Annotated in this window: 26 protein-coding genes; 18 read left to right on the forward strand and 8 right to left on the reverse strand. The window is 66.8% G+C overall.

Annotation, left to right across the window (positions count from 1 at the left end; genetic code table 11):
- The first annotated feature begins 33 nt into the window (after positions 1-33).
- Entirely contained in the window at positions 34-2,733 is a 2,700-nt protein-coding gene (gene aceE, locus ASD55_RS02935; RefSeq protein WP_056763603.1) for a pyruvate dehydrogenase (acetyl-transferring), homodimeric type, read from the forward strand.
- A 202-nt stretch (positions 2,734-2,935) separates the two neighbouring features.
- Positions 2,936-3,778, forward strand: a complete 843-nt coding sequence (locus ASD55_RS02940) for an OmpA family protein (RefSeq protein WP_056763605.1) — start codon at positions 2,936-2,938, stop codon at positions 3,776-3,778.
- Between the two features lie 110 nt (positions 3,779-3,888).
- Here the strand turns inward: ASD55_RS02940 and ASD55_RS02945 are convergent, their stop codons facing one another.
- The 4 genes from ASD55_RS02945 to ASD55_RS02960 all read right to left on the reverse strand — a co-directional run bounded on the left by ASD55_RS02945 (position 3,889) and on the right by ASD55_RS02960 (position 7,253).
- Complete coding sequence (locus tag ASD55_RS02945) at positions 3,889-4,218, reverse strand: hypothetical protein (RefSeq protein ID WP_056714192.1); 330 nt, start codon at positions 4,216-4,218, stop codon at positions 3,889-3,891.
- Between the two features lie 87 nt (positions 4,219-4,305).
- Positions 4,306-4,974 carry a glutathione S-transferase gene (locus ASD55_RS02950; protein ID WP_056763607.1) on the reverse strand — a complete coding sequence of 223 codons (669 nt, stop codon included), beginning with the start codon at positions 4,972-4,974 and terminating at the stop codon, positions 4,306-4,308.
- Between the two features lie 69 nt (positions 4,975-5,043).
- On the reverse strand, positions 5,044-5,961 hold the full coding sequence (locus tag ASD55_RS02955) for an arginine deiminase-related protein (RefSeq protein ID WP_056763608.1): 918 nt from the start codon (positions 5,959-5,961) through the stop codon (positions 5,044-5,046).
- A 26-nt stretch (positions 5,962-5,987) separates the two neighbouring features.
- Positions 5,988-7,253, reverse strand: a complete 1,266-nt coding sequence (locus ASD55_RS02960) for an MFS transporter (RefSeq protein WP_056763610.1) — start codon at positions 7,251-7,253, stop codon at positions 5,988-5,990.
- A gap of 146 nt (positions 7,254-7,399) precedes the next feature.
- Here ASD55_RS02960 and ASD55_RS02965 point away from each other — a divergent pair, with 146 nt between their 5' ends.
- Positions 7,400-7,702 carry a DUF3247 family protein gene (locus ASD55_RS02965; RefSeq protein ID WP_056714204.1) on the forward strand — a complete coding sequence of 101 codons (303 nt, stop codon included), beginning with the start codon at positions 7,400-7,402 and terminating at the stop codon, positions 7,700-7,702.
- Positions 7,703-7,705: 3 nt separating this feature from the next.
- Here ASD55_RS02965 and ASD55_RS02970 read toward each other — a convergent pair whose 3' ends face one another.
- Complete coding sequence (locus tag ASD55_RS02970; RefSeq protein WP_056763612.1) at positions 7,706-8,905, reverse strand: acyltransferase family protein; 1,200 nt, start codon at positions 8,903-8,905, stop codon at positions 7,706-7,708.
- Between the two features lie 144 nt (positions 8,906-9,049).
- Between ASD55_RS02970 and ASD55_RS02975 the strand changes: the two genes are divergently transcribed.
- The 3 genes from ASD55_RS02975 to ASD55_RS02985 all read left to right on the forward strand — a co-directional run bounded on the left by ASD55_RS02975 (position 9,050) and on the right by ASD55_RS02985 (position 11,264).
- Complete coding sequence (locus ASD55_RS02975) at positions 9,050-9,916, forward strand: LytTR family DNA-binding domain-containing protein (protein WP_056763614.1); 867 nt, start codon at positions 9,050-9,052, stop codon at positions 9,914-9,916.
- 81 nt (positions 9,917-9,997) lie between these two features.
- Positions 9,998-10,735 (forward strand): hypothetical protein, encoded by a 738-nt coding sequence (locus ASD55_RS02980; RefSeq protein WP_056764452.1) that lies wholly within the window; start codon positions 9,998-10,000, stop codon positions 10,733-10,735.
- A gap of 70 nt (positions 10,736-10,805) precedes the next feature.
- Positions 10,806-11,264: a DUF6491 family protein gene (locus tag ASD55_RS02985; RefSeq protein ID WP_056763616.1), complete on the forward strand. Its 459-nt coding sequence runs from the start codon at positions 10,806-10,808 to the stop codon at positions 11,262-11,264.
- Positions 11,265-11,286: 22 nt separating this feature from the next.
- Here ASD55_RS02985 and ASD55_RS02990 read toward each other — a convergent pair whose 3' ends face one another.
- On the reverse strand, positions 11,287-11,703 hold the full coding sequence (locus tag ASD55_RS02990) for a universal stress protein (protein ID WP_056714247.1): 417 nt from the start codon (positions 11,701-11,703) through the stop codon (positions 11,287-11,289).
- Positions 11,704-11,971: 268 nt separating this feature from the next.
- On the opposite strand from ASD55_RS02990, the gene ASD55_RS02995 reads away from it, so the two are divergent.
- From ASD55_RS02995 to ASD55_RS03040, 10 genes are all read left to right on the forward strand, one after another.
- Entirely contained in the window at positions 11,972-12,430 is a 459-nt protein-coding gene (locus tag ASD55_RS02995; RefSeq protein ID WP_056714215.1) for a hypothetical protein, read from the forward strand.
- 115 nt (positions 12,431-12,545) lie between these two features.
- A complete protein-coding gene (locus ASD55_RS03000) occupies positions 12,546-13,076 on the forward strand; it encodes a peroxiredoxin (RefSeq protein ID WP_056763618.1) in 531 nt (176 codons plus the stop codon).
- Positions 13,076-13,549 (forward strand): hypothetical protein, encoded by a 474-nt coding sequence (locus ASD55_RS03005; RefSeq protein WP_056763620.1) that lies wholly within the window; start codon positions 13,076-13,078, stop codon positions 13,547-13,549. The genes ASD55_RS03000 and ASD55_RS03005 overlap by 1 nt, the downstream gene beginning before the upstream one ends.
- A gap of 53 nt (positions 13,550-13,602) precedes the next feature.
- On the forward strand, positions 13,603-14,457 hold the full coding sequence (locus ASD55_RS03010; protein ID WP_056763621.1) for an energy transducer TonB: 855 nt from the start codon (positions 13,603-13,605) through the stop codon (positions 14,455-14,457).
- A 92-nt stretch (positions 14,458-14,549) separates the two neighbouring features.
- Complete coding sequence (locus ASD55_RS03015; protein ID WP_056763623.1) at positions 14,550-15,392, forward strand: energy transducer TonB; 843 nt, start codon at positions 14,550-14,552, stop codon at positions 15,390-15,392.
- A gap of 143 nt (positions 15,393-15,535) precedes the next feature.
- Positions 15,536-16,273: a DUF2884 family protein gene (locus tag ASD55_RS03020; RefSeq protein ID WP_157598763.1), complete on the forward strand. Its 738-nt coding sequence runs from the start codon at positions 15,536-15,538 to the stop codon at positions 16,271-16,273.
- Positions 16,274-16,357: 84 nt separating this feature from the next.
- Positions 16,358-16,933: a DUF924 family protein gene (locus ASD55_RS03025; RefSeq protein WP_056763627.1), complete on the forward strand. Its 576-nt coding sequence runs from the start codon at positions 16,358-16,360 to the stop codon at positions 16,931-16,933.
- A gap of 28 nt (positions 16,934-16,961) precedes the next feature.
- Positions 16,962-17,234, forward strand: coding sequence for a DUF2845 domain-containing protein (locus tag ASD55_RS03030; protein WP_056764454.1), 273 nt, complete (start codon positions 16,962-16,964; stop codon positions 17,232-17,234).
- A 38-nt stretch (positions 17,235-17,272) separates the two neighbouring features.
- Positions 17,273-17,581, forward strand: coding sequence for a DUF2845 domain-containing protein (locus ASD55_RS03035; RefSeq protein WP_056763634.1), 309 nt, complete (start codon positions 17,273-17,275; stop codon positions 17,579-17,581).
- Between the two features lie 113 nt (positions 17,582-17,694).
- Positions 17,695-18,546, forward strand: coding sequence for a mechanosensitive ion channel domain-containing protein (locus ASD55_RS03040; RefSeq protein ID WP_056763636.1), 852 nt, complete (start codon positions 17,695-17,697; stop codon positions 18,544-18,546).
- A gap of 30 nt (positions 18,547-18,576) precedes the next feature.
- On the opposite strand, the gene ASD55_RS03045 is transcribed toward ASD55_RS03040, so the two are convergent.
- Together ASD55_RS03045 and ASD55_RS03050 are read right to left on the reverse strand one after the other, a co-directional pair.
- Positions 18,577-22,164: a M1 family aminopeptidase gene (locus ASD55_RS03045; RefSeq protein WP_056763638.1), complete on the reverse strand. Its 3,588-nt coding sequence runs from the start codon at positions 22,162-22,164 to the stop codon at positions 18,577-18,579.
- Between the two features lie 99 nt (positions 22,165-22,263).
- Positions 22,264-23,148 carry an ABC transporter ATP-binding protein gene (locus ASD55_RS03050; RefSeq protein ID WP_056763640.1) on the reverse strand — a complete coding sequence of 295 codons (885 nt, stop codon included), beginning with the start codon at positions 23,146-23,148 and terminating at the stop codon, positions 22,264-22,266.
- 226 nt (positions 23,149-23,374) lie between these two features.
- On the opposite strand from ASD55_RS03050, the gene aceF reads away from it, so the two are divergent.
- The gene (gene aceF, locus ASD55_RS03055; protein WP_056763642.1) at positions 23,375-24,796 is read left to right on the forward strand and encodes a dihydrolipoyllysine-residue acetyltransferase; all 1,422 of its coding nucleotides are present in this window, start codon (positions 23,375-23,377) and stop codon (positions 24,794-24,796) included.
- Positions 24,797-24,811: 15 nt separating this feature from the next.
- Positions 24,812-26,662 (forward strand): dihydrolipoyl dehydrogenase, encoded by a 1,851-nt coding sequence (lpdA, locus tag ASD55_RS03060; RefSeq protein WP_056764455.1) that lies wholly within the window; start codon positions 24,812-24,814, stop codon positions 26,660-26,662.
- The last annotated feature ends 74 nt before the right edge of the window (positions 26,663-26,736 follow it).

A 26,736-nucleotide genomic window follows, 5' to 3' on the forward strand; every position in this document is an offset into this window, starting at 1 on the left:
ATGAGCGCTGCAACGGCGCTGCGGAGAATCTTCATGGATCAGCTCGACGATATCCTCAACCAGGACATCGACCCCACCGAAACCCGCGAGTGGATCGATTCGCTCGACGCGGTGATCCATCACGACGGTACCGAGCGCGCGCACTTCCTGCTGGAGAAGATGGTCGACACCACCCGCCGTTCGGGTGGCCATCTGCCGTTCAATCCCACCACCGAATACGTCAACACGATCCCGCCCAGCCAGGAGGCGAAGAGCCCCGGCGACGCCGCGATGGAATGGCGCATCCGCTCGCTGATCCGCTGGAACGCGATGGCGATGGTGGTGCGCGCGAACCGGAAGCCCGGCGAGCTGGGCGGCCACATCGCCAGCTTCGCCTCCAGCGCTACGCTGTATGACGTGGGCTTCAACCATTTCTGGCGCGCGCCCAGCGCCGATCATCCGGGCGATCTGGTACTCCACCAGGGCCATTCCAGTCCAGGCGTCTACGCGCGTTCGTTCCTCGAAGGCCGCCTGGCCGAGGACCAGCTCGACCTGTTCCGCATGGAAGTGGTCGGCAAGGGCCGCGCGCTGTCGTCGTACCCGCATCCGTGGCTGATGCCGGATTACTGGCAGGTGCCGACGGTGTCGATGGGCCTGGGCCCGATCCAGGCGATCTACCAGGCGCAGTTCTTCAAGTACCTGGAGAACCGCGGCCTGGTGCCGAAGAGCGACCGCAAGATCTGGTGCTTCCTGGGCGACGGCGAGTGCGACGAGCCGGAGTCGCTCGGCGCGATCTCGCTGGCCGGGCGCGAAGGCCTGGACAACCTGATCTTCGTGATCAACTGCAACCTGCAGCGCCTGGACGGCCCGGTGCGCGGCAACGGCAAGATCATCCAGGAACTGGAAGGCGTGTTCCGCGGCGGTGGCTGGAACGCGATCAAGCTGGCCTGGGGCAGCTACTGGGACCCGCTCCTGGCGCGCGACGACAAGGGCGTGCTGCGCAAGCTGATGATGGAAACCGTCGACGGCGAGTACCAGGCCTGCAAGGCGTTCGGCGGCGCGTACACGCGCGAGCATTTCTTCGGCAAGTATCCGGAGACGCGCGAGATGGTCGCCAACCTCAGCGACGACGACATCTGGCGGCTGAACCGCGGCGGCCATGATCCGCACAAGGTCTATGCGGCCTACCACGCGGCGTCGAACACCAAGGGCATGCCGACGGTGATCCTGGCCAAGACGGTCAAGGGCTACGGCATGGGCCTGGGTTCGGGTGAGTCGCAGAACCCCACCCACCAGCAGAAGAAGCTGGACGACGAATCGGTGCGCCACTTCCGCGACCGTTTCCAGATCCCGATCGCCGACGACAAGCTGCACGACGAAGTGCCGTACTACCACCCGGGCATGGATTCGCCGGAAGTGCAGTACATGCTGGAGCGCCGCCGGGCGCTGGGCGGCTTCCTGCCGCAGCGCCGGCGCAAGGCCGAGGCCAAGCTGAAGGCGCCGGAGCTGGCCGCGTTCGAGCAGATCACCAAGGGCACCGGCGAGCGTGAAATCTCCACCACGATGGCGCTGGTGCGCGGCATCAACCTGTTGCTGCGCGACAAGCAGCTGGGCGAGCGGATCGTGCCGATCGTCGCCGACGAGGCGCGCACCTTCGGCATGGAAGGCATGTTCCGCCAGATCGGCATCTACGCGCCGTTCGGCCAGAAGTACAAGCCGCAGGACTCCGACCAGCTCCTGTATTACCGCGAAGACCAGAAGGGTCAGGTGCTGCAGCAGGGCATCAGCGAGGCCGGCGGCATGGCCTCGTGGATGGCGGCGGCGACCAGCTACTCGGTCAGCAACCAGGCGATGCTGCCGTTCTTCATCTACTACTCGATGTTCGGCTTCCAGCGCATCGGCGACCTGTGCTGGGCCGCCGGCGACATGCGCGCGCGCGGCTTCCTGGTCGGCGGCACCGCCGGCCGCACCACGCTGAACGGCGAAGGCCTGCAACACGAGGACGGCCATTCGCACCTGCTGGCCGGCGCGATCCCGAACGTGAAGGCGTATGACCCCACGTTCTCCTACGAGGTCGCGGTGATCCTGCAGGACGGCGTGCGCAGCATGCTGCAGGAGCAGGAAGACCACTACTACTACATCACCGTGATGAACGAGAACTACAGCCATCCGGACCTGCCCAAGGGCAGCGAGGAAGGCATCATCAAGGGCATGTACCTGTTCCAGGATGGCGGCAAGCCGAAGAAGGGCGAGCCGCGCGTGCAGCTGCTGGGCTCGGGCACGATCCTGCGCGAGGTGATCGCGGCGGCCGAGCTGCTGGAGAAGGATTTCGGCGTGAAGTCCGACATCTGGTCCTGCCCCAGCTTCGTCGAATTGCGTCGTGACGGCTTCGACGCCGAGCGCTGGAATCGCCTGCATCCGGAAGCGGAGCAGCGCGTGCCGTACGTCACCAGCCTGCTCGACGGGCGTTCCGGCCCGGCGATCGCCGCCACCGACTACGTGCGCGAGTTCGCCGACCAGATCCGCGCCTTCATGCCCGACGGCATGCGCTACACCGTGCTCGGCACCGACGGTTATGGCCGCTCGGACACCCGCGCGCACCTGCGTGACTTCTTCGAGGTCGACCGTTACTGGATCGCCCACGCGGCGCTGGCCGCGCTGGCGAAGGACGGCAAGGTCAACGCCAAGGACGTCAGCCGGGCGATCAAGGAATACAAGCTCGACCCGGAGCGGCCCAATCCGCTGGGTCAGTAAGCACCGCGCTCACGAAAGCCCCGCTTCGGCGGGGTTTTTTTCGCCCGAACGGTTTTCTTCACCTGCGCTGCACCCGGCGCGACACTCGGCCGCTATATCCTGCATGGCATGGGGAAGCCGGTGATGGGCGGCGACGATGTCGGCGATACCGCGGCGATACCGGGTATGGTCCGACAGTCACTCGACACATGAGGGGTGAGCCATGCAAACCATACGTCCGTACGTTTACCTGCTTGGCGGCGCCGTTGCACTGGTGCTGGCCGGTTGCCGCAAGGAGGCTGTCCAGCCAACGCCGCTGCCGGCACCGGAGCCGCAGGCCGCCATGCCTGCGCAGCAGAATCTGTCGGCCGACGCGCTGTTCGCGTTCGGCAAGGCGTCGCTGCGGTCCGCCGACAATGCCGAGCTCGACGCACTGGCCGACAAGATGAAGGCGGCATCGCAGATCGACTCGGTGCAGGTGCTGGGCTACACCGACCGGATCGGCAGCGAGCAGGCCAACCAGAAACTTTCCGAGCAACGCGCCGAGACGGTGAGTGACTATCTGGTGGCGCATGGCGTGCCGGCCGGGGCGATCCGGGCCGAAGGCCGGGGCGAGGCTGACCCGCTGGTGGCCTGCCCGGATCAGAAGGGTCAGAAGCTGATCGCCTGCCTGGCGCCGAACCGCCGCGTCGTGATCAATACCATCGTAAGTGATGCGGGCGCCGCCATGCCGGTGGTCATCCCGCCGGGCAGTCACGGCGTGACCCAAACGGTGTGGATCGGTCCGCACACGGTGCCCTGCGACGGCGACAGTGCCGGCTACTGCTATCGCGTGCGCGAAAGCGAGAACGGGCCGTGGAAACTGTGGCACGGTCGCATCCAGGGCTTCGACTACGTCGAGGGCAACGACTATGAGCTGGTGGTCAAGGCGTACCGCTCGGATGTGAAACTGGAGAACGAGTCCAGGGACTCGGCCTCCCGCTACGTGTTCTCCAACGACAACGGCCCGTTCGTGGTCTGGGTGCTCGACCATGTGGTGAGCGAGCAGCCGCACGCCGGTCGCTGAGTCGTCGTATTGCAGTGCACAGCCTGGCGATCCCACGGAGCTGTTTCGCCAGTGCAAACGGAAAGGGCCGGACGAGTGATCGTCCGGCCCTTCTGCCTGATGCGTGATGTCTACTCGTCGTCGTCGCGGAACGCGCGGCGCAGCAGCAGAAACGCGCCGATGGTGCCGGCGACGATCGCCACGGTGGCCGCCGGGTGGCGATTCACCTTGCGGCGCAGGCGGCGATACTGGTAGTTCGCCTCATCGGCGAAATCCTCGGCGGCGCGGCTCAGCTGGCGGCGGTAATCGCCACGCTTGTCGAAACGTTCGCGGATCGTGCGGCGGCCCCGTTCCAGCAGGTTCTGCGCACCATTGCTGGCGTCATCGGCGTAGTGGCGGGCCCGCTCGCCGGCACGCTCGGCGGTGTCCTGGAGCTGGCGTCCGATATCGTGTTTACGCATGGTCGTCTCCTCGGCGTCTGAGCTCTCAGGCTGGCAGCGCCACCGTGAGCGAGGCGTAAACAGGGCCGCGCAACCCGCGGCCAGCATTCAGCCAAGCCGGTACTCGCCACCTTTTTCCAGCGCGCGCGCGTAGGCCGGGCGAGCGTGGATGCGCTGCAGGAAGGCGGCCAGATTCGGGTGGCTTGCGTCGAGTCCGCCACGGGCAGCGAAGGCTTCCAGCGGAAAGCTCAGCTGGATGTCCGCCGCGCCGAAGGCGTCATCGACGAACCACGTCCTGCCGGCCAGTTCATTTTCCAGATAGTCCAGATGCAGGCGCAGCTGCGGATCGACGAACGTGCGCATCACCTTGCGCGCGATGCTCCGGGCGACGGGCTTGACGAAGAACGGCGCCGGCGCGGCCTCCACTTTCCGGAACACCAGCTTCAGCAGCAACGGCGGCATCGCCGAGCCTTCGGCGTAGTGCAGCCAGTAATTGCAGCGCAGCCGCGCCGGCGTGCCGTGGGCGGGAATCAGCACGCCGGCGCCGTAGCGGTCGGCCAGGTACTCGATGATCGCGCCGGACTCGGCCAGGGTCAGTTCGCCATCGGTGATTACCGGCGATTTGCCCAGCGGATGCACGGCGCGCAGTTCGGGCGGCGCCAGCATGGTCTTCGGGTCGCGCTGGTAGCGCCTGATCTCGTAGGGCAGGCCCAGTTCTTCCAGCAGCCACAGGATGCGCTGCGAGCGCGAATTGTTGAGGTGGTGGACGGTGATCATGACCGGCTCCGCAGTATGAGGTGACACGACGACATGCATGGCCGCGGAACGGCATACGCAGATCGGCGCTCAGTAGATCTCGCCCACGCAGCAACGCAGGCTGCCGCCGGCCTTCTCGATCTCGTCCAGTTCCACCGCGCCGACGGCGAAGCCATAGTCGGCCAGCGTCGCCACCTGCGCGTCGGTCAGGGACGCCGAGGCGCAGGCGCTCATCCACACCCGTTCGTCGGACAGGGTGATCGCATTGCCGGCGAAGGCCTGCTTCTGTGCCGGACTGATCCAGATCGCACGACTGCCGTAAGCGCCGGCGATCGCCTGCGCAGCGGCGGGATCGCGGAAACCGTCGGCGGCGATGATCGCGGCTCGGCTGGCCAGCAGGGTCAGCACCACGTTGGTGTGATATTCGCCTTCGGCCAGTTCGAAGCAGAACATCAGGCGCAGCTTGAACGCCTTCAGCATCGCCTGTGCGCCTGCCATGTCGCAGCGCTCGCTGAGGCCGCAGTAACCGACGCCGCGGGCGCGGTCGATGATCAGCGAGCCGGTCAGCTCGGCGACCAGGCCGTCGCAACCGGACAGGTCGATTTCGTCATAGCCCAGCACGTCGCCGAAGAACGCGCGGATGTCGGCGCGTTCGGCCTCGCGTTGGCGCACCGGGTGGCGCATGCGACCGATCACCAGCCGCCCCGGCGCGGTGCCGAACACGTTGTTGGGAAACACCGCATCGGGCGTGGCGGGATCGCCGGGGAAGGTGATCACCGGCACGTCCGCACGCAGGGCCTGCGCCAGCGCGCCGTGCTGGGCCAGCGCCTTGAGCGGATCGACCGCCAGGCTCATGTCCATGTAGCGGTTGTCGCGCGCCGATTCCGCCGCCAGCGCGAACTCGGCCGGCGCCACCAGATAGGCGGCGCGTGCCGTCGCGGCGGCGCCAGGCAGCGGCGCCAGCGCGGCAAACGCCTCGAGGAATTCGGTGGGCGAGGTGGTGATCACGGTGCGGTTCCAGACGCGAAGAGACGTCAGAGAATATCCGCTGCCGGTTCTTCCCGCGCGGCGGCTTCCACGTGCAGCTGCTGGCGCCGGCGCAGGCTCGGGAACATGCCCATCCACAGGACGACCACCACCAGCGTGCCGACGCCGCCGAGCACGGTGGCGTTCACCGCGCCCAGCCATGCCGCCAGCATGCCGGACTCGAACTCGCCGAGCTGGTTCGAGGTGTTGATGAAGATCGCGTTCACCGCGCTGACCCGGCCGCGCATGTCGTCCGGTGTATCCAGCTGCACCAGGGCGCCGCGGATCACCATGCTGACCATGTCGAACGCCCCCAGCGCGAACAGCGCCAGCAGCGACAGCCACAGCGCGGTCGATACGGCGAACACCAGGGTCGCCACGCCGAAGCCGGCCACCGAGGCGAACATGATCATGCCGACCCGCCGCTGCATGTCATGCCGCGCCAGCCACACCGACATCAGCAGCGCCCCCACCGCTGGGGCCGCCCGCAACAGACCCAGGCCCCAGGAGCCGGTGTGCAGGATGTCCCTGGCGAAGATCGGCAGCAGGGCGGTGGCGCCGCCGAGCAGCACGGCGAACAGGTCCAGCGAGATCACGCCCAGCACGTCGGGGCGGCGACGGATGAAATGCACACCGGCAAACAGGGTCTTCAGCGTGGCCGGTTCGCGTTTCGGCGGCGCCTGTTCATAGCGCAATCGCGCCATCAGTACGATCGACACCAGGTACAGCACCGCGCAGGTCGTGTACACCACGCCGGGCCCGGCCACGTACAGGAAGCCGCCGACTGCCGGGCCCATGATCATCGCCGCCTGGCCGGCCGAACCGTTCACTGCCATCGCGCGGGGCAGCACCGTGGCCGGCACCAGCGCCGGCAGCATCGATTGCAGTGCGGGAAATTCGAAAGCCTTGGCGATGCCGATCACGAACACCAGCAGCAGGATGCCCGCCTCGTGGATGCCGTGTGCCAGGCTCATGCCGGCCAGCGCGGCAATGGCGATCCACTCCACCACCTGGCCGAGCAGCACGATGCGGCGCCGCTCGAACTGGTCGGCGACATGGCCGGCCGGCAAGGCCAGCAACACCGATGGCACGAACTGCACCAGGCCGATCAGGCCGAGGTCGAAGGCGCGGCCGGTGATCGCGTAGATCTGCCAGCCTACCGCCACCGACAGCATCTGGAAGCCGAAGCCCGAGGCGATCCGGGCGAACCAGAACGCGACGAAGGCGGGATGTCGAAGCAGCGAATCCGTGGCCGTGGAACGAGGCGGAAGCATGGGGTGTCCTTGCGGGGGCGCCATTATCCCGCGGGCGTGCCCGGCCGAAAGCGTTGGCGGTTCAGCTGGCAGACGGCTGATTTGACGCGGCCTTGCCATATTCCCGCCTAGCGTCCTGTCCAAATACCGAGCCGAAGGACACTCCCATGGGCCGCCAGGCAAAACATGTCTACACCGACCATGCCAGCATCCACCAGCTGGAATCGCTGGTGGATGAGTTGCCCGCGAACGGCCACGTGGTGCTGCTGCTGAAGGACGGCAGCAGCTGCGACGGCGTCGTCAGCACGCGGCCGAACGTGCAGGTGTTCCGTGATGCCGAGGAGCGCGAAGGCATCAATGCCACCGTGCAGCTCGAACGGCCGGACGTGCCGGAGTGGACGCGTCGGATCTGGCTCGACCAGATCGTGCGGGTCGAGCACCTCGACTCGATCATGGCCAGCGAGAACTGAAGCTCAGGCAAGGTCGTCGGCCACGCTGGCCGGGACGGCCCGCGGTGATGCCGCGCGCGCCGGCGCATCCAGGCCGAACAGGGGCCGCAGCCAGCGGCTCCGGCGGATCACGAACTCGTGCAGCAGCGCGCAACCGCCCACCGTGGCCAGCACGATCAGGGTGGGTTCGATCACCGGTCCCAGCCCCAGCGGCATCAGCTGCCAAGCGAACAGCAACAGCAGGCTCTGGTGCAGCACGTACCACGGATACACCGCCTCGCGCGCATACGGCAGCCAGCGGAACGGGCGGTTGAGATATGCGTGACCCCAGCCCAGCACCGCCACGATCGCGCTCCACAGGTACAGGTAATGCAGCGCCCGCACCGCCAGCACCAGGGGCAGGGCGGCATCGTCCGGCAGGGTCTCGATGCCCAGCAGGTAGAACGCGAAGCAGCCCAGCGCCAGCGGCAGCGAGGCCCGGCGCAGCCGCGCCAGCTCGGCCCAGATGCCGGTATCGGTGCCCAGCAGGTAGCCGTACAGGAACACCGTGGCGTAGATCGCATGGGCGTACCAGTCGCCCCACAGCGCGCCGGTCACCGGGTAGCGGTTGGCCAGCAGGCAACCCCACAACAGTAGGGGCAGGGCAGGCAACAGCAGCAAGCGCACACCGCGCAACTTCAGGCAGGCGTTGCGCAGGCGCTGGCCCGGGCGCGATTCCAGCAACGGCAGCAGGGCCAGCAGCAGCATCGTGTACACCCACAGGTAGGGCAGGTACCACAGGTGGTTCCAGGTGAAGCCGTACTGCCAGCCGGTGAACGCGCCCGCGGGCCAAGGGCCGCCGCTCCAGTAGCGCAGCAGGAAGTGGCCGAAGCCGGGCTCGACCAGATGGTTCGACAGTCCCTGCACATACGGCTGGATCGGCACCACCACCAGCACGCCGAAGACCAGTGGCAGCAACAGGCGCAGGCTGCGCTTGCCGGCCAGCCGGCCGATGCTGCCGCGCCGGCGCATGAAGTTCACCGCCAGCCCGGAGACCAGGAACAGCAGCTCCATCCGCCAGCGGTTGAGGAACAGCATCGGGTACTGCAGCCATTCGGCGGTATGGCTGCTCTTGAGGTGGAAGTCCCAGCCGTCCCCGGCCACGTACAACATCGCGGCGTGGTACAGGATCAGCAGGCCGAAGGCGAGGACGCGCAGTGCATCGATATCGTGGCGGCGGTTCATGGCGGCATTCCCGTGTGAAAGTGGCCTCAGCCTGTCCCGCCGCGCGCCGCCTGTCCCGCCCGAAGTGACCGCCTGACGGGCCTTGGGGACGAATGGCGGCCGGCAGGGACGAGTAGTGGGGACGAGTTGGGTAAACTCCGGTCGATGGGCACGACTTCCGGCTTCGACATCTACCAGCGCTGGCGGCGACCGTTCGAGGTCGGGGTCTGGCTGGTGTTCTTCGCCATCAACGGCGTCTTCAACAGCATCAACTCGGGCATCGACCACGCCGGCGCGGCGGCGTGGGAACCCTGGCTGTGGGAGTGGAGCAGCGTGCTGGTGCTGCTGGCGCTGTTGCCGGGGGTGATCGCGCTGGAGCGGCGCTGGCCGATCCGCTTCGACACCTGGCGCCGCAACCTGCCGTTGCATCTGCTGTTCAGCGTGCCGTTCAGCCTGATCCACGTGGGCGGGATGCACGTGTTGCGGAAGCTGGGCTACGCCCTCGCCGGTGCCCATTACGACGCGTTCGGCGCCTCATGGTGGATGAATGCCGGCTACGAATACCTCAAGGACGTGCGCACCTATTTCGTGATCGTCGGCACGCTGGTGCTGTACCGGCTGTGGCTGCTGCGCCAGCAGGGCGAAGCGCGACTGCTGGCCGCGCCGGATGAAGGCGCGCCGGTGGAGCCGGTCGAGCGCCCCGAACGTTTCCTGGTGCGCAAGCTGGGCAAGGAATTCCTGCTCAACGCCAGCGAGATCGAATGGCTGCAGGCTTCGGGCAACTACGTGAACCTGCACGTACGCGGTCGCGACTACCCGCTGCGGGCCACCATGGCGGGGATCGAGGAGCGGCTGGATCCGGCCCGCTTCGTGCGGGTGCATCGCGGCTACTTCGTCAACCTCGACTATCTTGTCGAGATCGAGCCGCTGGAAACCGGCGACGCACGCCTGCAGATGCGCGACGGCACGAAAATTTCCTGCAGCCGGCGTTACCGCGCCGCACTGCGCGAACGTTTCGGGCAGCCCGATTGACCCCCGGACTGCGTGGGCCGGTTGCGCGGCAACGGCGGATCGTTACAAGCTAGCCGTCTGTTCCCGCCAGGTATGCCGCTGATGAATGTCGCCTTCCCCTGTCGCGCCGTGATGGCGTGCGGTTTCGCCGTGCTGCTGGCCGCCTGTTCGCAGGGCGGGGCTCCGGCGCCGGACGCCGCACAGCAGCAGGCGCAAGCCGCGAATGCGGACGCCGTGCGCAACCTCGACGCGTATCGTCAGCTGCTGCGCATCCACAACGACGAGATGGCGGTGACGATGGGCAAGGAGATCGTCAGGCGCTTCCCGGACAGCGACGCCGCGAAGGAAGTGCAGCGGACCCTGCCGGCGATCGAGAAGCGCTACACCGAAGCCAGCGAAAAGAGCCGGCTCGAACGCCTGTGGCTGTACCAGGTGGCGCCGATGGCCGGTGGCACGCAATCCACCGCGACCATCGAAAACAGCCAGCCCGCCAGCGGTGACCGCGTGCGACTGGTGCTGCGCCGGCACACCAGCTGGGGCCAGAGCGTGTTCCTGTATGGCAGCAAGCCCGGTTTCGTCTGCCGCGGCAACTGCAGCATCGCCACCCACGTCGACGGACGCACGGTGTCGGTAAAGGCATTTGCGCCGTCCACCGGCGAGCCGGCGCTGATGATCCGCGACGACAAGGCGTTCATCGCCATGCTCGGCAAGGCGAAGAAGATCAGCATGGACGTCACCCTGGTCGATGGCGAGAAGAAGCAGACCCTGGTCTATGAAGTGGCCGGCTTCGATCCGGCAAAGTGGACCGCGCTGGGCAAGAGCAAGCCCGCCGGGAAATAGCCGGCGGTGTCATCCGCGACACCGCTGCTGCGTTCCTGGCAGTAGGCATTCCCCACATGAGGATGGCGTCATGGACAAGTCATGGCTGATCCCCGCCGGCGCGCTGGCGCTGGCCGCGTTGACTGCTGGATGCTCCAGCGTGCCGTACGCGCAGCGCGTGCAGCAGCGGCAGGCGGCGTACGCTGCGGCGGCCGGCGCGCCGGTGCGCAGCTTCAGCTACTTCAGCCTGTACTCGTGGGAGCCGCTGAGCGACACCGAGCTGGCGGTGTATACCCGGCCGAACCAGGCGTACCTGCTCGACCTCGGTGGCTGCCAGGACCTGATGTTTGCGAACGCGATCGGACTCACCTCGAACATCAACCAGGTGACGGTGGGCTTCGACAAGGTGCTCACCGGCCGCCACAACTTTCCCTGCACCATCACCGGCATCCGTCCGGTCGACGTGAAGAGCCTGAAGATCGCCCAGGAAAAGCAGCGCAGGATCGAGGCGGCCACGCGCAGCGCCGCGTCGCCAGCAGCGAAAAATTAGCGAGGTTGCCGGAGACCTGCCGTCAGCGCACCACGGTGACCGGCACGTGGGCGCGTGCCAGCACGTTGCCGGAGACCGAGCCCAGCAGCCATCGCGCCAGTGCGCCGCGTTCGGTGTGTCCGATCACGATGTGATCGATGCCGTGCTGTTCGACCTGGCTGAGCAGCACGTCGCCCGGGCTGCCATAGACCAGCTCCACGTCGACCATGTCGCTTGCATCGGGAACCACGGCGGCCAGTTCCTGCAGCAGCTCCTGCGCCCGTCGGGTGCCGGAGTCGGCCATCATCAGCGCCGACACGTCGGTGCCGCCTTCGGTCACCTGCAGCACCGACACCACGCGAACCCGGCCACCGGAGCAGCGCGCCAGATCGATCGCGAACTGGAACGCGCGTTGTGACACTTCCGAACCGTCGTAACCCACCAGCGAGTGCTTGACCATCATTTCCCTTCGCGACTGCGCGGCCATCAGGCCGTTGCCTTCGAGTCTAGGAGCGTGTGGAGTGGAAACCAAGCGACGCATGCCGCCGCTTGTGCCTGGCCGTCTACGCACGCCGCCGAAAGCTGAACGGCCGGTCATTCGTCTGCACGTCTCTGTCACGCCGCCCTGCACAGGATTCGTTCCACCCGCATCCACGACGGCCGTGCTGTCCAGGTTGGCCGCGGGAAGCGCATCAACCGTTGTTCCGCACACTCGAAGGAGAGACATCATGATCAAGCGTACTTTTGGAATGGCTGCCCTGGTAATGGCCTGCGCGGGTGCGATGACCGTGCTGCCGACGAGCTCCGCGCAGGCTGCCGAGGCGAGTGTGAAGTGCGATCTGGTCTACAACCTGTCGGGCTGGTCGCTGATCTACAAGCACGCCGAAGGCACCGGCATGGTCACCTGCAGCAACGGCCAGAGCGCCAAGGTCAAAATCGCCGTAGTCGGCGGCGGCCTGACCGCCGGCAAGTACCACATCGACAACGGCAAGGGCGAGATCACCAAGGTGCACGGCATCGCCGATGTCTTCGGCGACTATGCACAGGCCGGCGCCGAAGCGGGCGTGGTCAAGAGCTCGACGGCGCAGGTGCTGACCAAGGGCACCACGTCGCTGGCCCTGGCCGGCACCGGCGAGGGCGTGAACCTGGGCATTTCGGTGGGCAAGTTCACCATCAGCCAGCTCTGATCAGGGCAGCTCTGATCACGGCCACGGCCTGATCCGGAAGGGCGCCATGGGCGCCCTTCCTTTTTCCGTGCGCGTAAACTGCAGCGATTGCGCACACCCGATCGGAGGCCCTGTCATGCGTCGTCTTGCTGCCCTGTTTGCGTTGACCCTGATGCTCGCCATGAGCGGAGCGGCTTTCGCCGCCACGCCCCAGGTGGGCGAGGCTGCACCGGCGTTCCGTTTGCAGGATCAGAACGGCCACTGGCTCGCGCCGGATGATTTTCGCGGTGGCTGGCTGGTCATGTACTTCTACCCGAAGGACTTCACCCCCGGCTGCACCACCGAGGTCTGCATGTTCCGCGACGACATCGCCAAGCTGCGCCAGGCCGGCGCCAAGGTCGTCGGCGTGAGCCTGGACGATGTGAAATCGCATGCGGCCTTCGCCGAGAAGTACCACGTGCCCTTCCCGCTGCTGGCCGACGAGGATCGCCAGGTCGCCACGCGTTACGGCGTGCTCACCTCGCGCATGGGTCTGCACTATGCGAAGCGGACCACCTTCCTGATCGATCCGCAGGGGCGCATCGCCAGGGTCTATGTCGATGTCGATCCGGAGAAGAACTCGGCCCAGGTGCTGGCCGACCTGGCCAGCCTGAAGGCGACGCGCTGATGGCGCTGGCACCGAACCCCGCCAGCGCGGCGAACCGGCGTTTCGCGCCCTGGGCGATCGGCCCCTGGGTCCTGCTGTTGCTGGCCGCGATCGGCTTCGTGCAATACCTGCGGCATGCCGAGTACCTCTATCTCGGCGTGGCCGTCGCGGTCATCGTGGTCTGCGCCGGCTGCATCCTGCGCCAGGCCTGGTCGCGGTCGGCGATGCAGGTGCTGGCGCTGCTGCTGGCGACGTGGTCGCTGGTGACCGCGGTGCTGATGCTGCAGCAATCAGGCGACTTCGAGATCGCCCGCCAGCACGCCCGGGCGCAACCGCAGCTCGGCGAGATGGCGCTGTGGATGATCGCGCGGGCGCAACGCACCTGGCAGGTCGGCATCGCGCTGAAGCTGGCGGCCATTCCCGCGCTGCTGTGGCTGGCCTGGCAACTGGGGCGGCCAGCCGTGCGCGCGCAATTCCGCTCGCGTCGGCCCTGACGGTCGGTGATACTGCAGCCGGGCACTTGCGCGGATTCGCTTCGGGGGAAGGGATGAAAAACTGGCTGGCGGGATGGTGCTGTCTGTTGCTCGCGGGCGCCGCCCTGGCTACCGGCCCTGCCGGCGTGCGCAAGCGGGTCCAGGCGAGCATGCTGCTCACCGGGACGATCGTGGTGGCGCCTGACGGCAGCGTGCGCAGCTATGCCATCGATCATGTCGAAAAGGTGGTCCCGGCGGCGATGACGCTGATCAACCGCGATGTTCCTTCGTGGAGGTTTCAGCCGGTGCTGCACGATGGCAAACCGGCGGAAGTAAAAGCGTGGATGAGCCTGCGCGTCGTTGCACACCCGATTGGTGACGAGAAATTCGCGCTCGACATCAACGGCAGTTACTTCGTCGTGGACGCCCCGGGCGAGCAGTTCAGCTCCGGTGAAAACGAGCCGCCACGCTACCCGGAGGCGGCGGTCCGCACCCGGATGCCCGGGACGGTCTACCTGGTATTGCGCGTGGACCAGCAGGGCCGGGTCGAGGATGCCGCGGTCGAGCAGGTCAATCTGGGGGCACTGGCCAGTGATCGGGTGCTGACAAAGCGGCGCGGGGAGTTCGCCAGGTCGGCGCTCGTCGCGGCGCGCAAATGGACGTTCCATGTTCCCGCCGCCGGCAACGACCGCGGTGATGTCGAGTGGCTTGTGCGGGTGCCGGTGGTCTATCGCCTGCTGGAGGTCGGCGAACCCGAAGTGGACCAGTACGGCAAATGGCAGATGTATGTGCCTGGTCCGAAGGAAGCGGTGCCGTGGCTCGACGACCAGGGCCTGCTTTCCGACAGTGCGGACGCGCTTCCGGGCGACGGTGTCTATCACCTCGATCCGGGCGGTCTGCACCGCATTGCACCGCCAAGCGGCGCCTGACTCCGTCGGGCAGATTTCCGACGAATCGGGCAGGTCAGTTGCCTGGCACGGTTTGCGGCACCGGTATTCCAAGGGCTCACAGGGGAACACGGATGAAGCGATTTCTGATCGGGCTGTCCTGCGCTTTGCTGTCGGTCGCCGCGCTGGCTACCGGCCCGACCGCGCTGCGCAAGCGGATGCAGGCCAGCATGCTGCTCACCGGGACGATCGTGGTGGCGCCGGATGGCAGCGTCCGCAGCCATATCATCGATCAGGTGGAGAAAGTGCCGCCGGATGTCATCAGCCTGGTCGAGGGAAACGTGCGGCAGTGGAAGTTCGAACCCGTTCTGGTGAACGGCGCGCCGGTGGCGGCCGAGGCGAAGATGAGTTTTCGCGTCGTTGCCAGGCCGGTGGGTGACGACAAATTCTCCATCGGCATCAATGGCGCCCAGTTTGGCCAGGGCAATCCGGGTGAGTCGATCAGCTTCAGGAACAGGGTCAATCCGATCTATCCGACTGTGGCGGCCCAGGCTCGCGTGTCAGGAACGGTCTATCTGCTCCTGCGCGTAGGGCGGCAGGGGCAAGTTCTGGACGTCGTTGCCGAGCAGGTCAACATGGGCGTGCTGGACAGCGAGTTTCAGCTGCAAAGATGGCGACCAGTCCTTGCGAAGGCCGCCACCAGCGCCGCCAAACGATGGACCTTCAACCTGCCGACATCCGGGGCGGCGGTCGATGACGATGAATGGTTTGCCAGGGTGCCGGTCAACTTCGGCAGCGGCCCACCCACCGCCGATGACTATGGCAAATGGGAGACCTACATACCGGGGCCGCGGCAACCGATCTCCTGGTTTGACAAGGAGCAGCGGATCTCGTCCAGCGCGGATGCCGCCCCGGATGGCGCCATCACCCAGGCCGATCGGGGGCTGCATCTGCTGACTCCGCTGGACGGCGCCTGAGGGTAGTGAGGGATGAGTGAAGCGAGCCGTGAGCGTCACGCTTCACTTCCGGACGCCATGTTCAGCGAGGGTTGCTGCGCGGGCAGCTATCGCTTGACGCACTGTTCTCCGGAAATCCGCCGATGCCTACGCGCACGCTTCGCATGTTTGCCGTTTTTTTGTTCCTGTCGGGAGCGTGTTCGCTGCACGCGCAGGACCTGGCGGCGACCTGCCATGCCAGCAGCAGTTACGACGTCACCCTGAAGCCGGACAGCCTGTTGTTCGACCGGCCCGCGCCGGCGCCGTTCCATGTCGAGTTGCAGCAGGGCGCCCTGCGCACCGATGGCGTCAGCGTGAGCTTGAATGCGGAGAACCAGGACCGGCTGACCCTGTTCGAGCGCGAGCTGCGCGAGCTGGCGCCGCGGGTGCGCACGGTGGCCCGCAACGGCGTGGACATCGCGGCGCAGGCCCTGCGCAGCGAAGCCGACGGCATGGGTCTGGGCGCCGATACCCGGGCCGAGTTCCAGCGTCGGCTGGACGCCCATGCGGCGGAGCTGAAACGGCGCATCTCGATCAGCCAGAGCACGCGCGACTGGCAAGGCGATGCCGCCAACCAGGCGATGAACCAGATCGCCGGCGACCTGCTGCCGCTGCTGGCGGCCGACCTGGGTCAGCAGGCGATCAACGCGGCGCTGTCCGGCGACCTGCAAGCCGCCGCCACGCTGCGCGATCGCGCGGCCGACCTGGCTACCGACCTGCAGCCGCGATTGCAGGCGCGGTTGCAGGTATTGCGTCCGCAGGTCGAGGCGCTGTGTCCGGCGATCCGCCGGCTTGCCTCGCTGCAGCAGGGCGTGCGCGGCAGCAATGGCCAGCCGCTGAACCTGCTGCAGGTCGGGCCATGACACCCCCGCACCGGGCGCGTGTTTGCATGGCCTGCGTGCAGGCGGGCATAGTCGGAAGCTCCGCCACTGCCTGATGGATGAATCATGCCGGCCAGCGCCAGCGATGTCCTCGAATTCTGGTTCGCCGAAGCGCACGCCGTGCACTGGTTTGCCGCCAGCGCCGCCTTCGACGGGCAGATCCGCGAGCAATTCGGCGGCGCCGTGCAGGATGCCGCGAACGGACGGCTGGACGGCTGGGCGGCCACGCCGTCCGGCTGGCTCGCGCTGCTGATCCTGCTCGACCAGTTTCCCCGCAACCTGTATCGCCATGACCCGCGCGCCTGGGCGACCGATCCGGCGGCGCAGCGCGTCGCGTTGTCGGGACTGTCCCGAGGTGATGACCGCCAACTTCCCGCCATCCGGCGCGTGTTCGCCTACCTGCCGCTGGAACACGCGGAAGATCCCGCATTGCAGCGGCGTTCGGTCGAATTGTTCGAGGCGCTGAGGGCCGATGCACCGCCCGGCGAGGTCTCCCGCTTCGATGATTTTCTGGACTATGCTCGACGCCATCGCGACGTGATCGAGCGCTTCGGCCGCTTTCCCCATCGCAACGCCGTGCTTGGCCGAGCCGATACACCGGAGGAAGCGATCTACCTGGCGCAGCCCGGCGCCGGATTCTGAAACCCGGGTTCCTCATGGAGGCATGACCATGCGCACACTCATCCTTTCCCTGCTGCTCGCGTTCAGCGTGGCTGCGCAAGCCGGACAAACCCTGCGCATCGGCCAGCGCGTATTGACGGTCGGTGACACCACTACCCGCGCGATAACCCTGCTCGGCACGCCCGGCTACAAGGAGCCGGTGGAGAACAAGTTCGGCGCCCGCGTGGGCGAGCGCTGGCAATACGCCCGCGACGATGGCCATGTGGTCGTGCTGACCATCGTCGACGGCAAGGTCGGCGATATCGACGATCGCCGCGAATAGGTACCCGGAAATCCATTCAACCGACCAGGGAGCAGGTCATGCGTATTCGTCTAGTCATTGCGTTGTTCGCCTTCAGTGCCGCGGTGCAGGCATCCAGCACCTTGCGCGTCGGCAACCAGGTGCTGGTTGCCGGCGACAGCCGCGAGCGGGTGGTGGATTTGCTGGGCAAGCCCAGTTCGAAGTCGCATGCGCACAAGTCGCGCAGTCACGGCAGTCGTCGCGGCGGCGTGCGAGTGGTGGACCGCAACGAAGGTGGCGAGCAATGGCGCTACCGGCGCGACGGGCATGCCACCGTGGTGACCCTTGTTGACGGCAAGGTCACCGACATTCAGGACGACCGGCTCTGACATCGTCGGGCACGGCGTTCGGGAAATATCGACCATCACTTCGCCGCGTGCGTGTCACGCAGTTTTTTCGGCGGTTTGCTAGGCTGGCGAGGTTTCCCGCCTGAGCCGAAGCGATGCACGATTTCCTCGACAACCTGCTGGGCCAGGCGTTGTCCGCCAGCGTGATCCATGCCGGACTGAACCTGCTGTTCGCCTTGCTGATCCTGCTGGTCGGCACCTGGGTGGCGGCGCGCATGGCCAACTTCAGCCGCCGCGCGCTGCAGCGGGCGAATGTGGACGACACGCTCAGCGGCTTCCTGCGCAACGTGATCTACGGCGTGCTGGTGGCGATGCTGATCGTGATGGCGCTGACCCGCGCCGGCGTGCCGTCGGCCCCGCTGGTCGCGGCGCTGGGCGCGGGCGGACTGGCGATCGGGCTGGCCTTGCAGGGTTCGCTGAGCAACCTCGCCTGGGGCGTCTTGCTGGTGATCTTCCGGCCGTTCCGGGTCGGCGATTTCGTCACTGCCGGCGGGCTGGACGGCACGGTGCAGAGCATCAACCTGATGCACACCCTGCTGCTGTTGCCGGACGGGCGCGAGGCGGTGGTGCCGAACGGCAAGGTCGGCGGCGATGCCATCGTCAACCATAACCGGCGCGGCACGCGGCGGTTCGAGTTGAAGCTGGGCATTGGCTACAAGGACGACATCGGCGTGGCGATGGCCGAGATCCGCCGCCTGTTCGCAGCCGACGCGCGCATCCTCAAGGACCCCGCGCCCGGCGTGTGGACGGTCGGCCTGGGCGAGAACGTGGTCGACCTGGTGATCCGCGCCTGGACCAGCTCGGCCGACTCGTGGGACGTGCAGACCGACCTGCTGCGCGCGATCCGCGAGCATTTCGAGGCGGCCGGCATCAGCCTTCCCGCACCGCGCCGCGAACTGGTCATCACCCACGGTGACGTATCGGATGCGGCGCCGCGCCAGCCATGACGCGGCCGGGCCGATGCGTGGCGCGGGCGGCTATTCCAGCGTGATGCCCCGCCGGTTGTCGGTGGACACCTTGTCGATCAGTTCGTTGTAGGGATCGACGCCGGCCAGCGCGGGCTTGCCGTCGACCACCACGGTGATCGTGCTGTCGCCGTCCTTCAGCAGGCGCTTCTCCAGGTACAGCGGCTTGCCGTCCCGGCCGCCGCCGGGCGAGGCCGCGAATACGCCGATCTCGATCGGGATGTCCGGCTTCGCCGCGGTTTCCTTGCCGCTGCCGTCCAGGTAGACCTTGCCGGCGTGCAGCTTCAGGGTCACTTCGTATTTCCCGTCCGGCAGCTTCTTCGCACGGGCATCGGTGAGCCGGTTGTCGAACAGGGTGATCTTCCAGAAGAAGTCGTCCAGCAGCGATTTCCACTGCGGCCCGGCGGTCTTGTCCAGCGCGTCCATGAACTCCTGCGAGGTGGTGTAGGGCGGCTGCTGGAAGCCCTTGTCGAGCAGGAACTGCTTCAGCATGCCGTTGAGCTTCGCTTCGCCCAGGTAGTCCTGCAGCGCGTAGAAGATCAGCGAGCCCTTGCGGTAGTGGATGTACGGCTGGTTCTCCACCTTCGCCAGCGGTTCTTCGGCCAGCTTCTCGGTGGCGCGGCCGACCAGGTAGGCATCCAGTTCGTACTTCAGGAACTTGTGCATCTGGTCGGCGCCGTACTTGTGCTTCATCACCATCAGCGACGAGTACTGCGCCAGCGACTCGCTGAGCATGGTCGAGCCCTGCATGTTCGCGCCGATCACCCGGTGCGCCCACCACTGGTGGGCCACTTCGTGGGCAGTGACGTCGTAGACGTAGTCGATCTTCGACTTGTCGCGCAGGTCGGCGATGAAGCCGATCGATTCGGAGAACGGGATGGTGTTGGCGAACGACTGGGCGAACGCGGCGTAGCCGGGGAACTCCAGGATGCGCAGCTGCTTGAACTGGTACGGCGTGTAGTTGGCGTCGTAGTAGTCCAGCGAGTCCTTCGCGCTCTCGATCATCCGGTCCACGTTCCAGGCGTGCGCCGGGTTGTAGTAGACCGAGATGTCCACGCCCTTCCACTGTACGTGTTTCACCGAGTAGCGCGCCGACAGGTAGGCGAAGAAGTTCAGCATCGGCCGCTGCATGGTGTAGTGGAAGTAGTGCCGGCCGTTGGCCGTCCATTCCTTCTGCAGCGTGCCCGGCGCCAGCGCGATCTGGTCGGCGGCGGTGGAGACGGTGGTGTCGAAGTCGATCCAGTCCGCGTCGTTGTTGATGTAGTTGTTGGCGCGGGCCTTCTCGTCACCCAGCTTCGGCATCCGCGGCACCTCGGCGGACAGGCCGTACTTGCGTCGGTCGTTGCGATCGGAGAGCTGGTACTGGGTCTGGTAGCCGAACTGCGGCAGCATGCCGCTGTTGAAGAAGCTGCCGTTGTGCACCAGGAAGGTGGCGCCGGTGTCGTTGGTGAAGCCCTTCGGCGCGTATGCCAGGCTGAAGTCGAAATCCATCGACGCGCCCGGCGCCAGCGGCGTCTTCAGCCGGTACACGGTGAAGCCCAGGTCCTTGTCCTCGCTGACCGTGTCGTGCGGGGCGAACTGCAGCGACTTCACGGTGAACTCGTCGGTGAAGTTCACGTACAGCTCGCTGATCGGCGCGGTGGATTTGTTGACCAGGGTGTAGTGGGCGCGGATGTCCAGCCTGCGCTGGTAGGGATGGATGTCCACCTCGGCCTTCACCGCGGTGATGCGGGGCTGCGGAGCGTCCTTGTACTTCGCGTACTTCTTCTCGTAGTCCGCGCGCTGCACCGTCTTAGCGGTGCTGTTGCGGTAGGTGTTGAGCACGTTGGTGTTGTAGTAGATCCACGCGCCACTGCCGATGAAGCCGAGCGACGCGACGACCAGCACGAGCAGCGCCGGGGCGTGCAGTCGTGCCCGTGCCTCGCGCAGGCGGTCGCGCCACGCGTCGTCGGTGCCACGCGCCCAGAACAGCGCGGCCACTACCAGCATGACTACCGCCAGGCAGGCCCAGTAGCCGTCGAACCACAGCGCGCCGGTGAGGAAGTGGCCGAAGCCGTTCATGTCCGAATACGGCACGGTGGGACCGCTGCCGTAGTTGTATAGGTTGTGGTCCCAGTGCAGCAGGCCGAAGCCGATCGAGCTGGCCGCCACCCACAGGATGGTCAGCAGGTAGCCTAGGAACTTGTTGTTGGACATCACCTGCAGGAACAGCGCCAGCACCGCGATCAGCACGAACGGGATCGCGTTCAGCGCCAGCATGCCCAGGTACAGGCCCGGCTCCAGGTGCGTGTAGCCATGCGCCAGCTGCCAACCGATACCCACCACGGCGCCGATCAGCAGCATCAACAGGATGATGGTCAGCAGCGCGCCGAACTTCGCCAGCAGCGGTACCCAGTCCGGCACCGGGAAGGCGTCGGTGACTTCGGCGGAGTGCTGGCTGCGCTCGCGCCAGACCAGCTCACCGGCATAGAAGATCACGATGATGATCAGGGGCAGGCTGAAGCTGCCGTTGATCGCGGTGAGCACCTGATGCGTCACCGGCCACACCGGCGTGCCGTAGATCAGCCCCGACGAAACCAGCGACACCAGCATCAGCACCAGCGACAGCGCCAGCAGCACCAGCAGGGCCACGCCGCGCACCACGCCAAGCGTGTCGAACAGGAACTGGGCGCGCAGCTGCTGCAGGTGGATACGCCAGCCGTGGCCAATGCTCACCCGGGGCAGGGTCAGCGCGGCGCCGCTGGCTGGCGGGCGCAGCATCGGCGGTTCGGCGCGCTTCTTGCGGCGCGGCAGCTGCAGGCCCTCGCGGTTCGGGCGGAACAGCCAGTAGGCCGCCACGAACAGCACGGCCGCCACGCCGATCCACAGCAGACGGTTGAACAGCAGCACCCCGTCCAGCGGGGGCAGCAGGTGGTTGCTCTGCTCCGATGACCAGTAGCGGGTGACGATGCCCAGCGTGCGGCCGCCGAACGGGTCCAGCATCGCGGCGATGGTGTGGCTGTCGATGTCCCGGCTGAGGTAGCCGGTGACGCCCGACAGCACGAAATACGCGATCACCCCGATATACGTGGCCAGCAGCGAACGGGTGGTGGTCGCCAGCAGGAACAGCAGGGCGGCGATGAACAGCATGTTCGGGATCACCATCACGCCCAGCGACCAGGCGTAGCCGTACCAGCTGGCCGGGCCCAGACGCGCCGCGTCGATCCACGGCATCGCTGCGCCCAGTGCCAGCCCCAGCGCGCACACCAGCATGATCGCCAGCGCCGCCAGGTAGCCCGCGGCGAAGCGGCCGCCCAGGTAGGCGCCGCGGCTCATCGGCGTGCTGAAGATCAGTTCCGAGGTGCGATGGTCGAAGTCACGCAGGGCCGCACCGGCCACGAAGATGGTGACCAGCAAAATGCTGAACAGGGTGAGCGCGCCCAGCAGGCGCACGATCACCAGCGGCGCGTTGCGCAGCACATTGCCGCTGGCACCGCCGATGATCACCATGTCGGTGCTGGCAAAAGCGAACGCCAGCGCGCCGAACGCGGCGGCGACGATCCAGAACAGCGGCGCCTTCAACTGCTGGCGCAACTCGAAGCGGAGTATCTCGAAGAACATGGGTGATCCTGGCTGCTGCAGGAGCGCCGTGTGCGCGATGTCTTCCATCGGAAGAACGGACATCGCGCGCGGGTGCGCCCCTGCGGATTCGAGGCGCCTTCAGGCGGCCTTGGCGGTGGCCTGCGCCCGCAGGCGGCCGAAGTAGACGTCCTCCAGGTCCGGTGCGACCGCCTCGAAGCCTTCCTCCGGCTTCGCGTCGGCCAGCACGTGCAGCAGGGTGCGGCCGCCGGCGAGGCGGGTGGACAGGATGTTCATGCGGGCGCGATAGCCGTCCAGTTCGGCCTTGTCGATGCTGCGCCGCCAGACCCGGCCATCCAGCGAGCGGATCGCCTCGCCCGGTTCGCCGGTCAGCAGCACCTGGCCCTGGCCGATGATCGCCATGCGCGAGCACAGGTCGGTGACGTCCTCCACGATGTGGGTGGACAGGATCACCACCATCCGCTCGCCCAGTTCGGCCAGCAGGTTGAGGAAGCGGTTGCGCTCCTCCGGGTCCAGTCCGGCGGTGGGTTCGTCGACGATGATCAGGCGCGGCTCGCCGATCAGCGCCTGGGCGATGCCGAAGCGCTGGCGCATGCCGCCGGAGTAGGTGCCCAGCTTGCGCTTGCGCACGTCCCACAAGTTGACCTGGCGCAGCAGCGCCTCGACCAGCTCGCGCCGCTCGCCCTTCACGGTGACGCCCTTGAGCACGGCGAAGTGGTCCAGCATCGCCTCGGCCGAGACCTTGGGATACACGCCGAACTCCTGCGGCAGATAGCCCAGCAGGCGCCGCGTGGCCTGCTTGTCGGCCAGCAGGTCCATCTCGTCCAGCCTGATCGTGCCCTCGTCCGGGTCCTGCAGCGTGGCGATCGTGCGCATCAGCGACGACTTGCCGGCGCCATTGGGGCCAAGCAGGCCGAACATGCCGCCGGGAATGTCGAGCGACACCCCGCGCAGCGCCCGGACGCCGTTGGCATAGGTCTTGGACAGGTCACGTATCGTCAGCATGGGTTCCTTCCGGTGCCGCGTTGTGCGGCGTGGACATGGGCTCAGGTTAGGCTACGCAACCGCACGGCGCGTCCGCTCAAGGTCATGGATACGCGGGCGCATGGTGGGGTGCGAAGGCCCGAAGTTACACGATTCGGCATACGCAAGGCATGACCCTTCGCTATGATTGACGTCTTGTATGCAGCCGCCATCCCCGAGCGGCGCGCCATCGCCAGCAGGAGTCAACATGGCCGACCTCAAAGAAGCCCGCGTTCCCGACATCGGCCATGCCGACGTCCCCGTCATCGAAGTGCTGGTGAAGGTCGGCGACCGGGTCGAGAAGGAACAAAGCCTGATCACGCTGGAGTCGGACAAGGCCACGATGGAAGTTCCCTCGCCGTTTGCCGGCGTGGTGAAGGAGATGGAGCTCAAGGTGGGCGACGAGGTTTCCGAGGGCGCGGTGATTGCCTTGATTGAAGCCGACGGCGCAGCCGTCTCGCCGTCCCCCTCTCCCGTATCGGGAGACGACCGCAAGGATGCGGGAGGTAGAGCAATGCAGGGAGCGATTGCCGAGGGCAGGGGTGAGGGAGCCCAGGCCCCTTCAAATTCCCCAGCGCCCGCTCCGGCTCCCGCCCCCGCTCAGCCGACCCCCGCGCCAGTGGCCGGCCAGGGCGTGCAGCCGGGCATCGCGCCCGAGGGCGACGTGGCGCCGCAGGTGCGCCCGCCGGTCGATGCGCGCGTGGTGATGCCTGGCGATGCGCCGTATGCCAGCCCGGCGATCCGTGCGTTCGCCCGCGAGCTGGGCGTGGACATCCAGCAGGTCAAGGGCAGCGGCCGTGGCGGGCGCATCCAGCGCGACGACGTCAGCGCCTACGTCAAGCACGCGCTGGCCTCCGGCGCCCGTCCGTCGACGGGCGCCTCGGCTTCGGTCGGCGGCCTCAGCCTGCTGCCGTGGCCCAAGGTCGACTTCGCCAAGTTCGGCGAGATCGAGGAGAAGCCGCTCACCCGCATCCAGAAGATCTCCGGCGCGAACCTGGCGCGCAACTGGGCGATGATCCCGCACGTCACCCAGCACGAGGACGCCGACATCACCGAGATGGAGGCGTTCCGCAAGCAGCTCGGCGCCGAGAACAAGGATCTCAAGGTCAGCCCGCTGGTGTTCCAGATCAAGGCCGTGGTGGCCGCGCTGAAGGCGTTCCCGCAGTTCAACGCCTCGCTCGACGAGTCGGGCGAGAAGCTGATCCTCAAGAAGTATTTCCACATCGGCATCGCGGTGGACACGCCTGACGGCCTGGTGGTGCCGGTGATCCGCGACTGCGACAAAAAGGGCCTGCTCGACCTGGCCCGCGAACTGGGCGAGATCTCGAAGAAGGCGCGCGACAAGAAGCTTGGCCCGGCCGAGATGTCCGGCGGCTGCTTCTCGATCAGCTCGCTCGGCGGCATCGGCGGCACCTATTTCACGCCGATCGTCAACGCGCCGGAGGTGGCCATCCTGGGCGTCTCCAAGTCGGCGGTGAAGCCGGTGTGGAACGGCAAGGAATTCGCGCCGCGCACGATGCTGCCGCTGTCGCTCTCGTACGACCACCGGGTGATCGACGGCGCGCTCGCCGCGCGTTTCGCATCGTTCCTGGCCAACCAGCTCGGCGACATCCGCCGGCTGCTGCTCTGACCGGAGGCGATGACCATGGCGAACACGATCGAGATCAAGGTTCCCGACATCGGCGGCCACGACAACGTGCCGGTGATCGAGGTGCTGGTGAAGGCCGGCGACACGGTGGCGAAGGAACAGAGCCTGATCACGCTGGAGTCGGACAAGGCGACCATGGAGATTCCCTCCAGCGCCGCCGGCGTGATCAAGGAAGTGAAGTTGAAGGTGGGGGATGAGGTTTCCGAAGGGGCGGTGATTGCCGTATTGGAAACCGACGGCGCAGCCGTCTCGCCGTCCCCCTCTCCCGCTCCGGGAGAGGGCAGGGGTGAGGGTACGGGATCGCCGGGCAGCTCCAACGAAGAAGCGACCAGGAGCAGCCAGCCCCCCGCAAGCCCCGTCCCCTCACCTCAATCCTCTCCCCGGGGGGGAGAGGAGGCGAAGGTGCCGCAAGCGGCAGCTTTATCTGGAAAGAAGCCGGACATCGAATGCAAGCTGGTCGTGCTCGGCTCCGGTCCCGGCGGCTACTCGGCCGCGTTCCGCGCTGCCGACCTCGGCGTCGACACCGTGCTGGTCGAACGCTACGACAGCCTGGGCGGCGTCTGCCTCAACGTGGGCTGCATCCCCTCCAAGGCATTGCTGCATGCCGCGGCGGTGATCGATGAAGCCGCGGCGATGGCCGCGCACGGCGTCAGCTTCGGTGCGCCGAAGATCGACCTCGACAAGCTGCGCAGCTTCAAGACCAAGGTGGTCGGCCAGCTCACCGGCGGCCTCGCCGGCATGGCCAAGGCGCGCAAGGTGCGCACCGTGGTGGGCACCGGCATGTTTGTCTCGCCGAACGAAATGGAAGTCCAGACGGCCGAAGGCACGAAGCTGATCCGCTTCGAGAACGCGATCATCGCCGCCGGTTCGCAGTCGGTGAAGCTGCCGGCGTTCCCGTGGGACGACGAGCGCGTGGTGGACTCCACCGGTGCGCTGGAACTGAAGGACGTGCCGAAGAACCTGCTGGTCGTCGGCGGCGGCATCATCGGGCTGGAGATGGCCACCGTGTATTCGGCGCTGGGCAGCGCGGTAACCGTGGTCGAGTTCATGGACCAGCTGATCCCCGGCGCCGACGCCGACCTGATCAAGCCGCTGGCCAAGCGCCTGGGCGGCAAGCTCAAGGGCGTGCACCTGAAGACCAAGGTGGTCAGCGCCAAGGCCACCAAGAAGGGCATCGAGGTCGGCTACGAAGGCGACAGCATTCCCGAGACCACGCTGTTCGACCGCGTGCTGGTCGCGGTGGGCCGCTCGCCGAACGGCGGCAAGATCGGCGCGGACAAGGCCGGCGTGGCGGTGACCGAACGCGGCTTCATCAACGTCGACACGCAGATGCGCACCAACGTGCCGCACATCTACGCCATCGGCGACCTGGTCGGCCAGCCGATGCTGGCGCACAAGGCCACCCACGAAGCGCACGTCGCAGCGCAAGTGGTAGCGGGTCAGAAAAGTCATTTCGACGCGCGGGTGATCCCGTCGGTCGCCTATACCGATCCGGAAATTGCCTGGGTCGGCGTGACCGAGCGCGAGGCGAAGGAGAAGGGACTGAAGGTCGGCGTGGGCAAGTTCCCGTGGGCGGCCTCGGGCCGCGCCATCGGCATCGACCGCACCGAGGGTTTCACCAAGCTGATCTTCGACGAGGAAACCCATCGCATCGTCGGCGCCGGCATCGTCGGCGTACACGCGGGCGACCTGATTTCCGAATTGGCGCTGGCGATCGAGATGGGCAGTGAAGCGGCCGACATCGCCCTCACCATCCACCCGCATCCGACCCTGGGTGAATCGGTGGGCATGGCCGCGGAAGTCTACGAAGGCACCATCACCGACCTGTACCTGCCGAAGAAGAAATGAGGTTGCTCATGTCAAGGATGACGCTGTCTTGCCTTATGGTTGCGGCCTTGCTGTTGCCCGCCACTGGGCGTGCC

Origin of the sequence: Rhodanobacter sp. Root561, assembly GCF_001427365.1 — a bacterium.
Lineage (GTDB): Bacteria > Pseudomonadota > Gammaproteobacteria > Xanthomonadales > Rhodanobacteraceae > Rhodanobacter.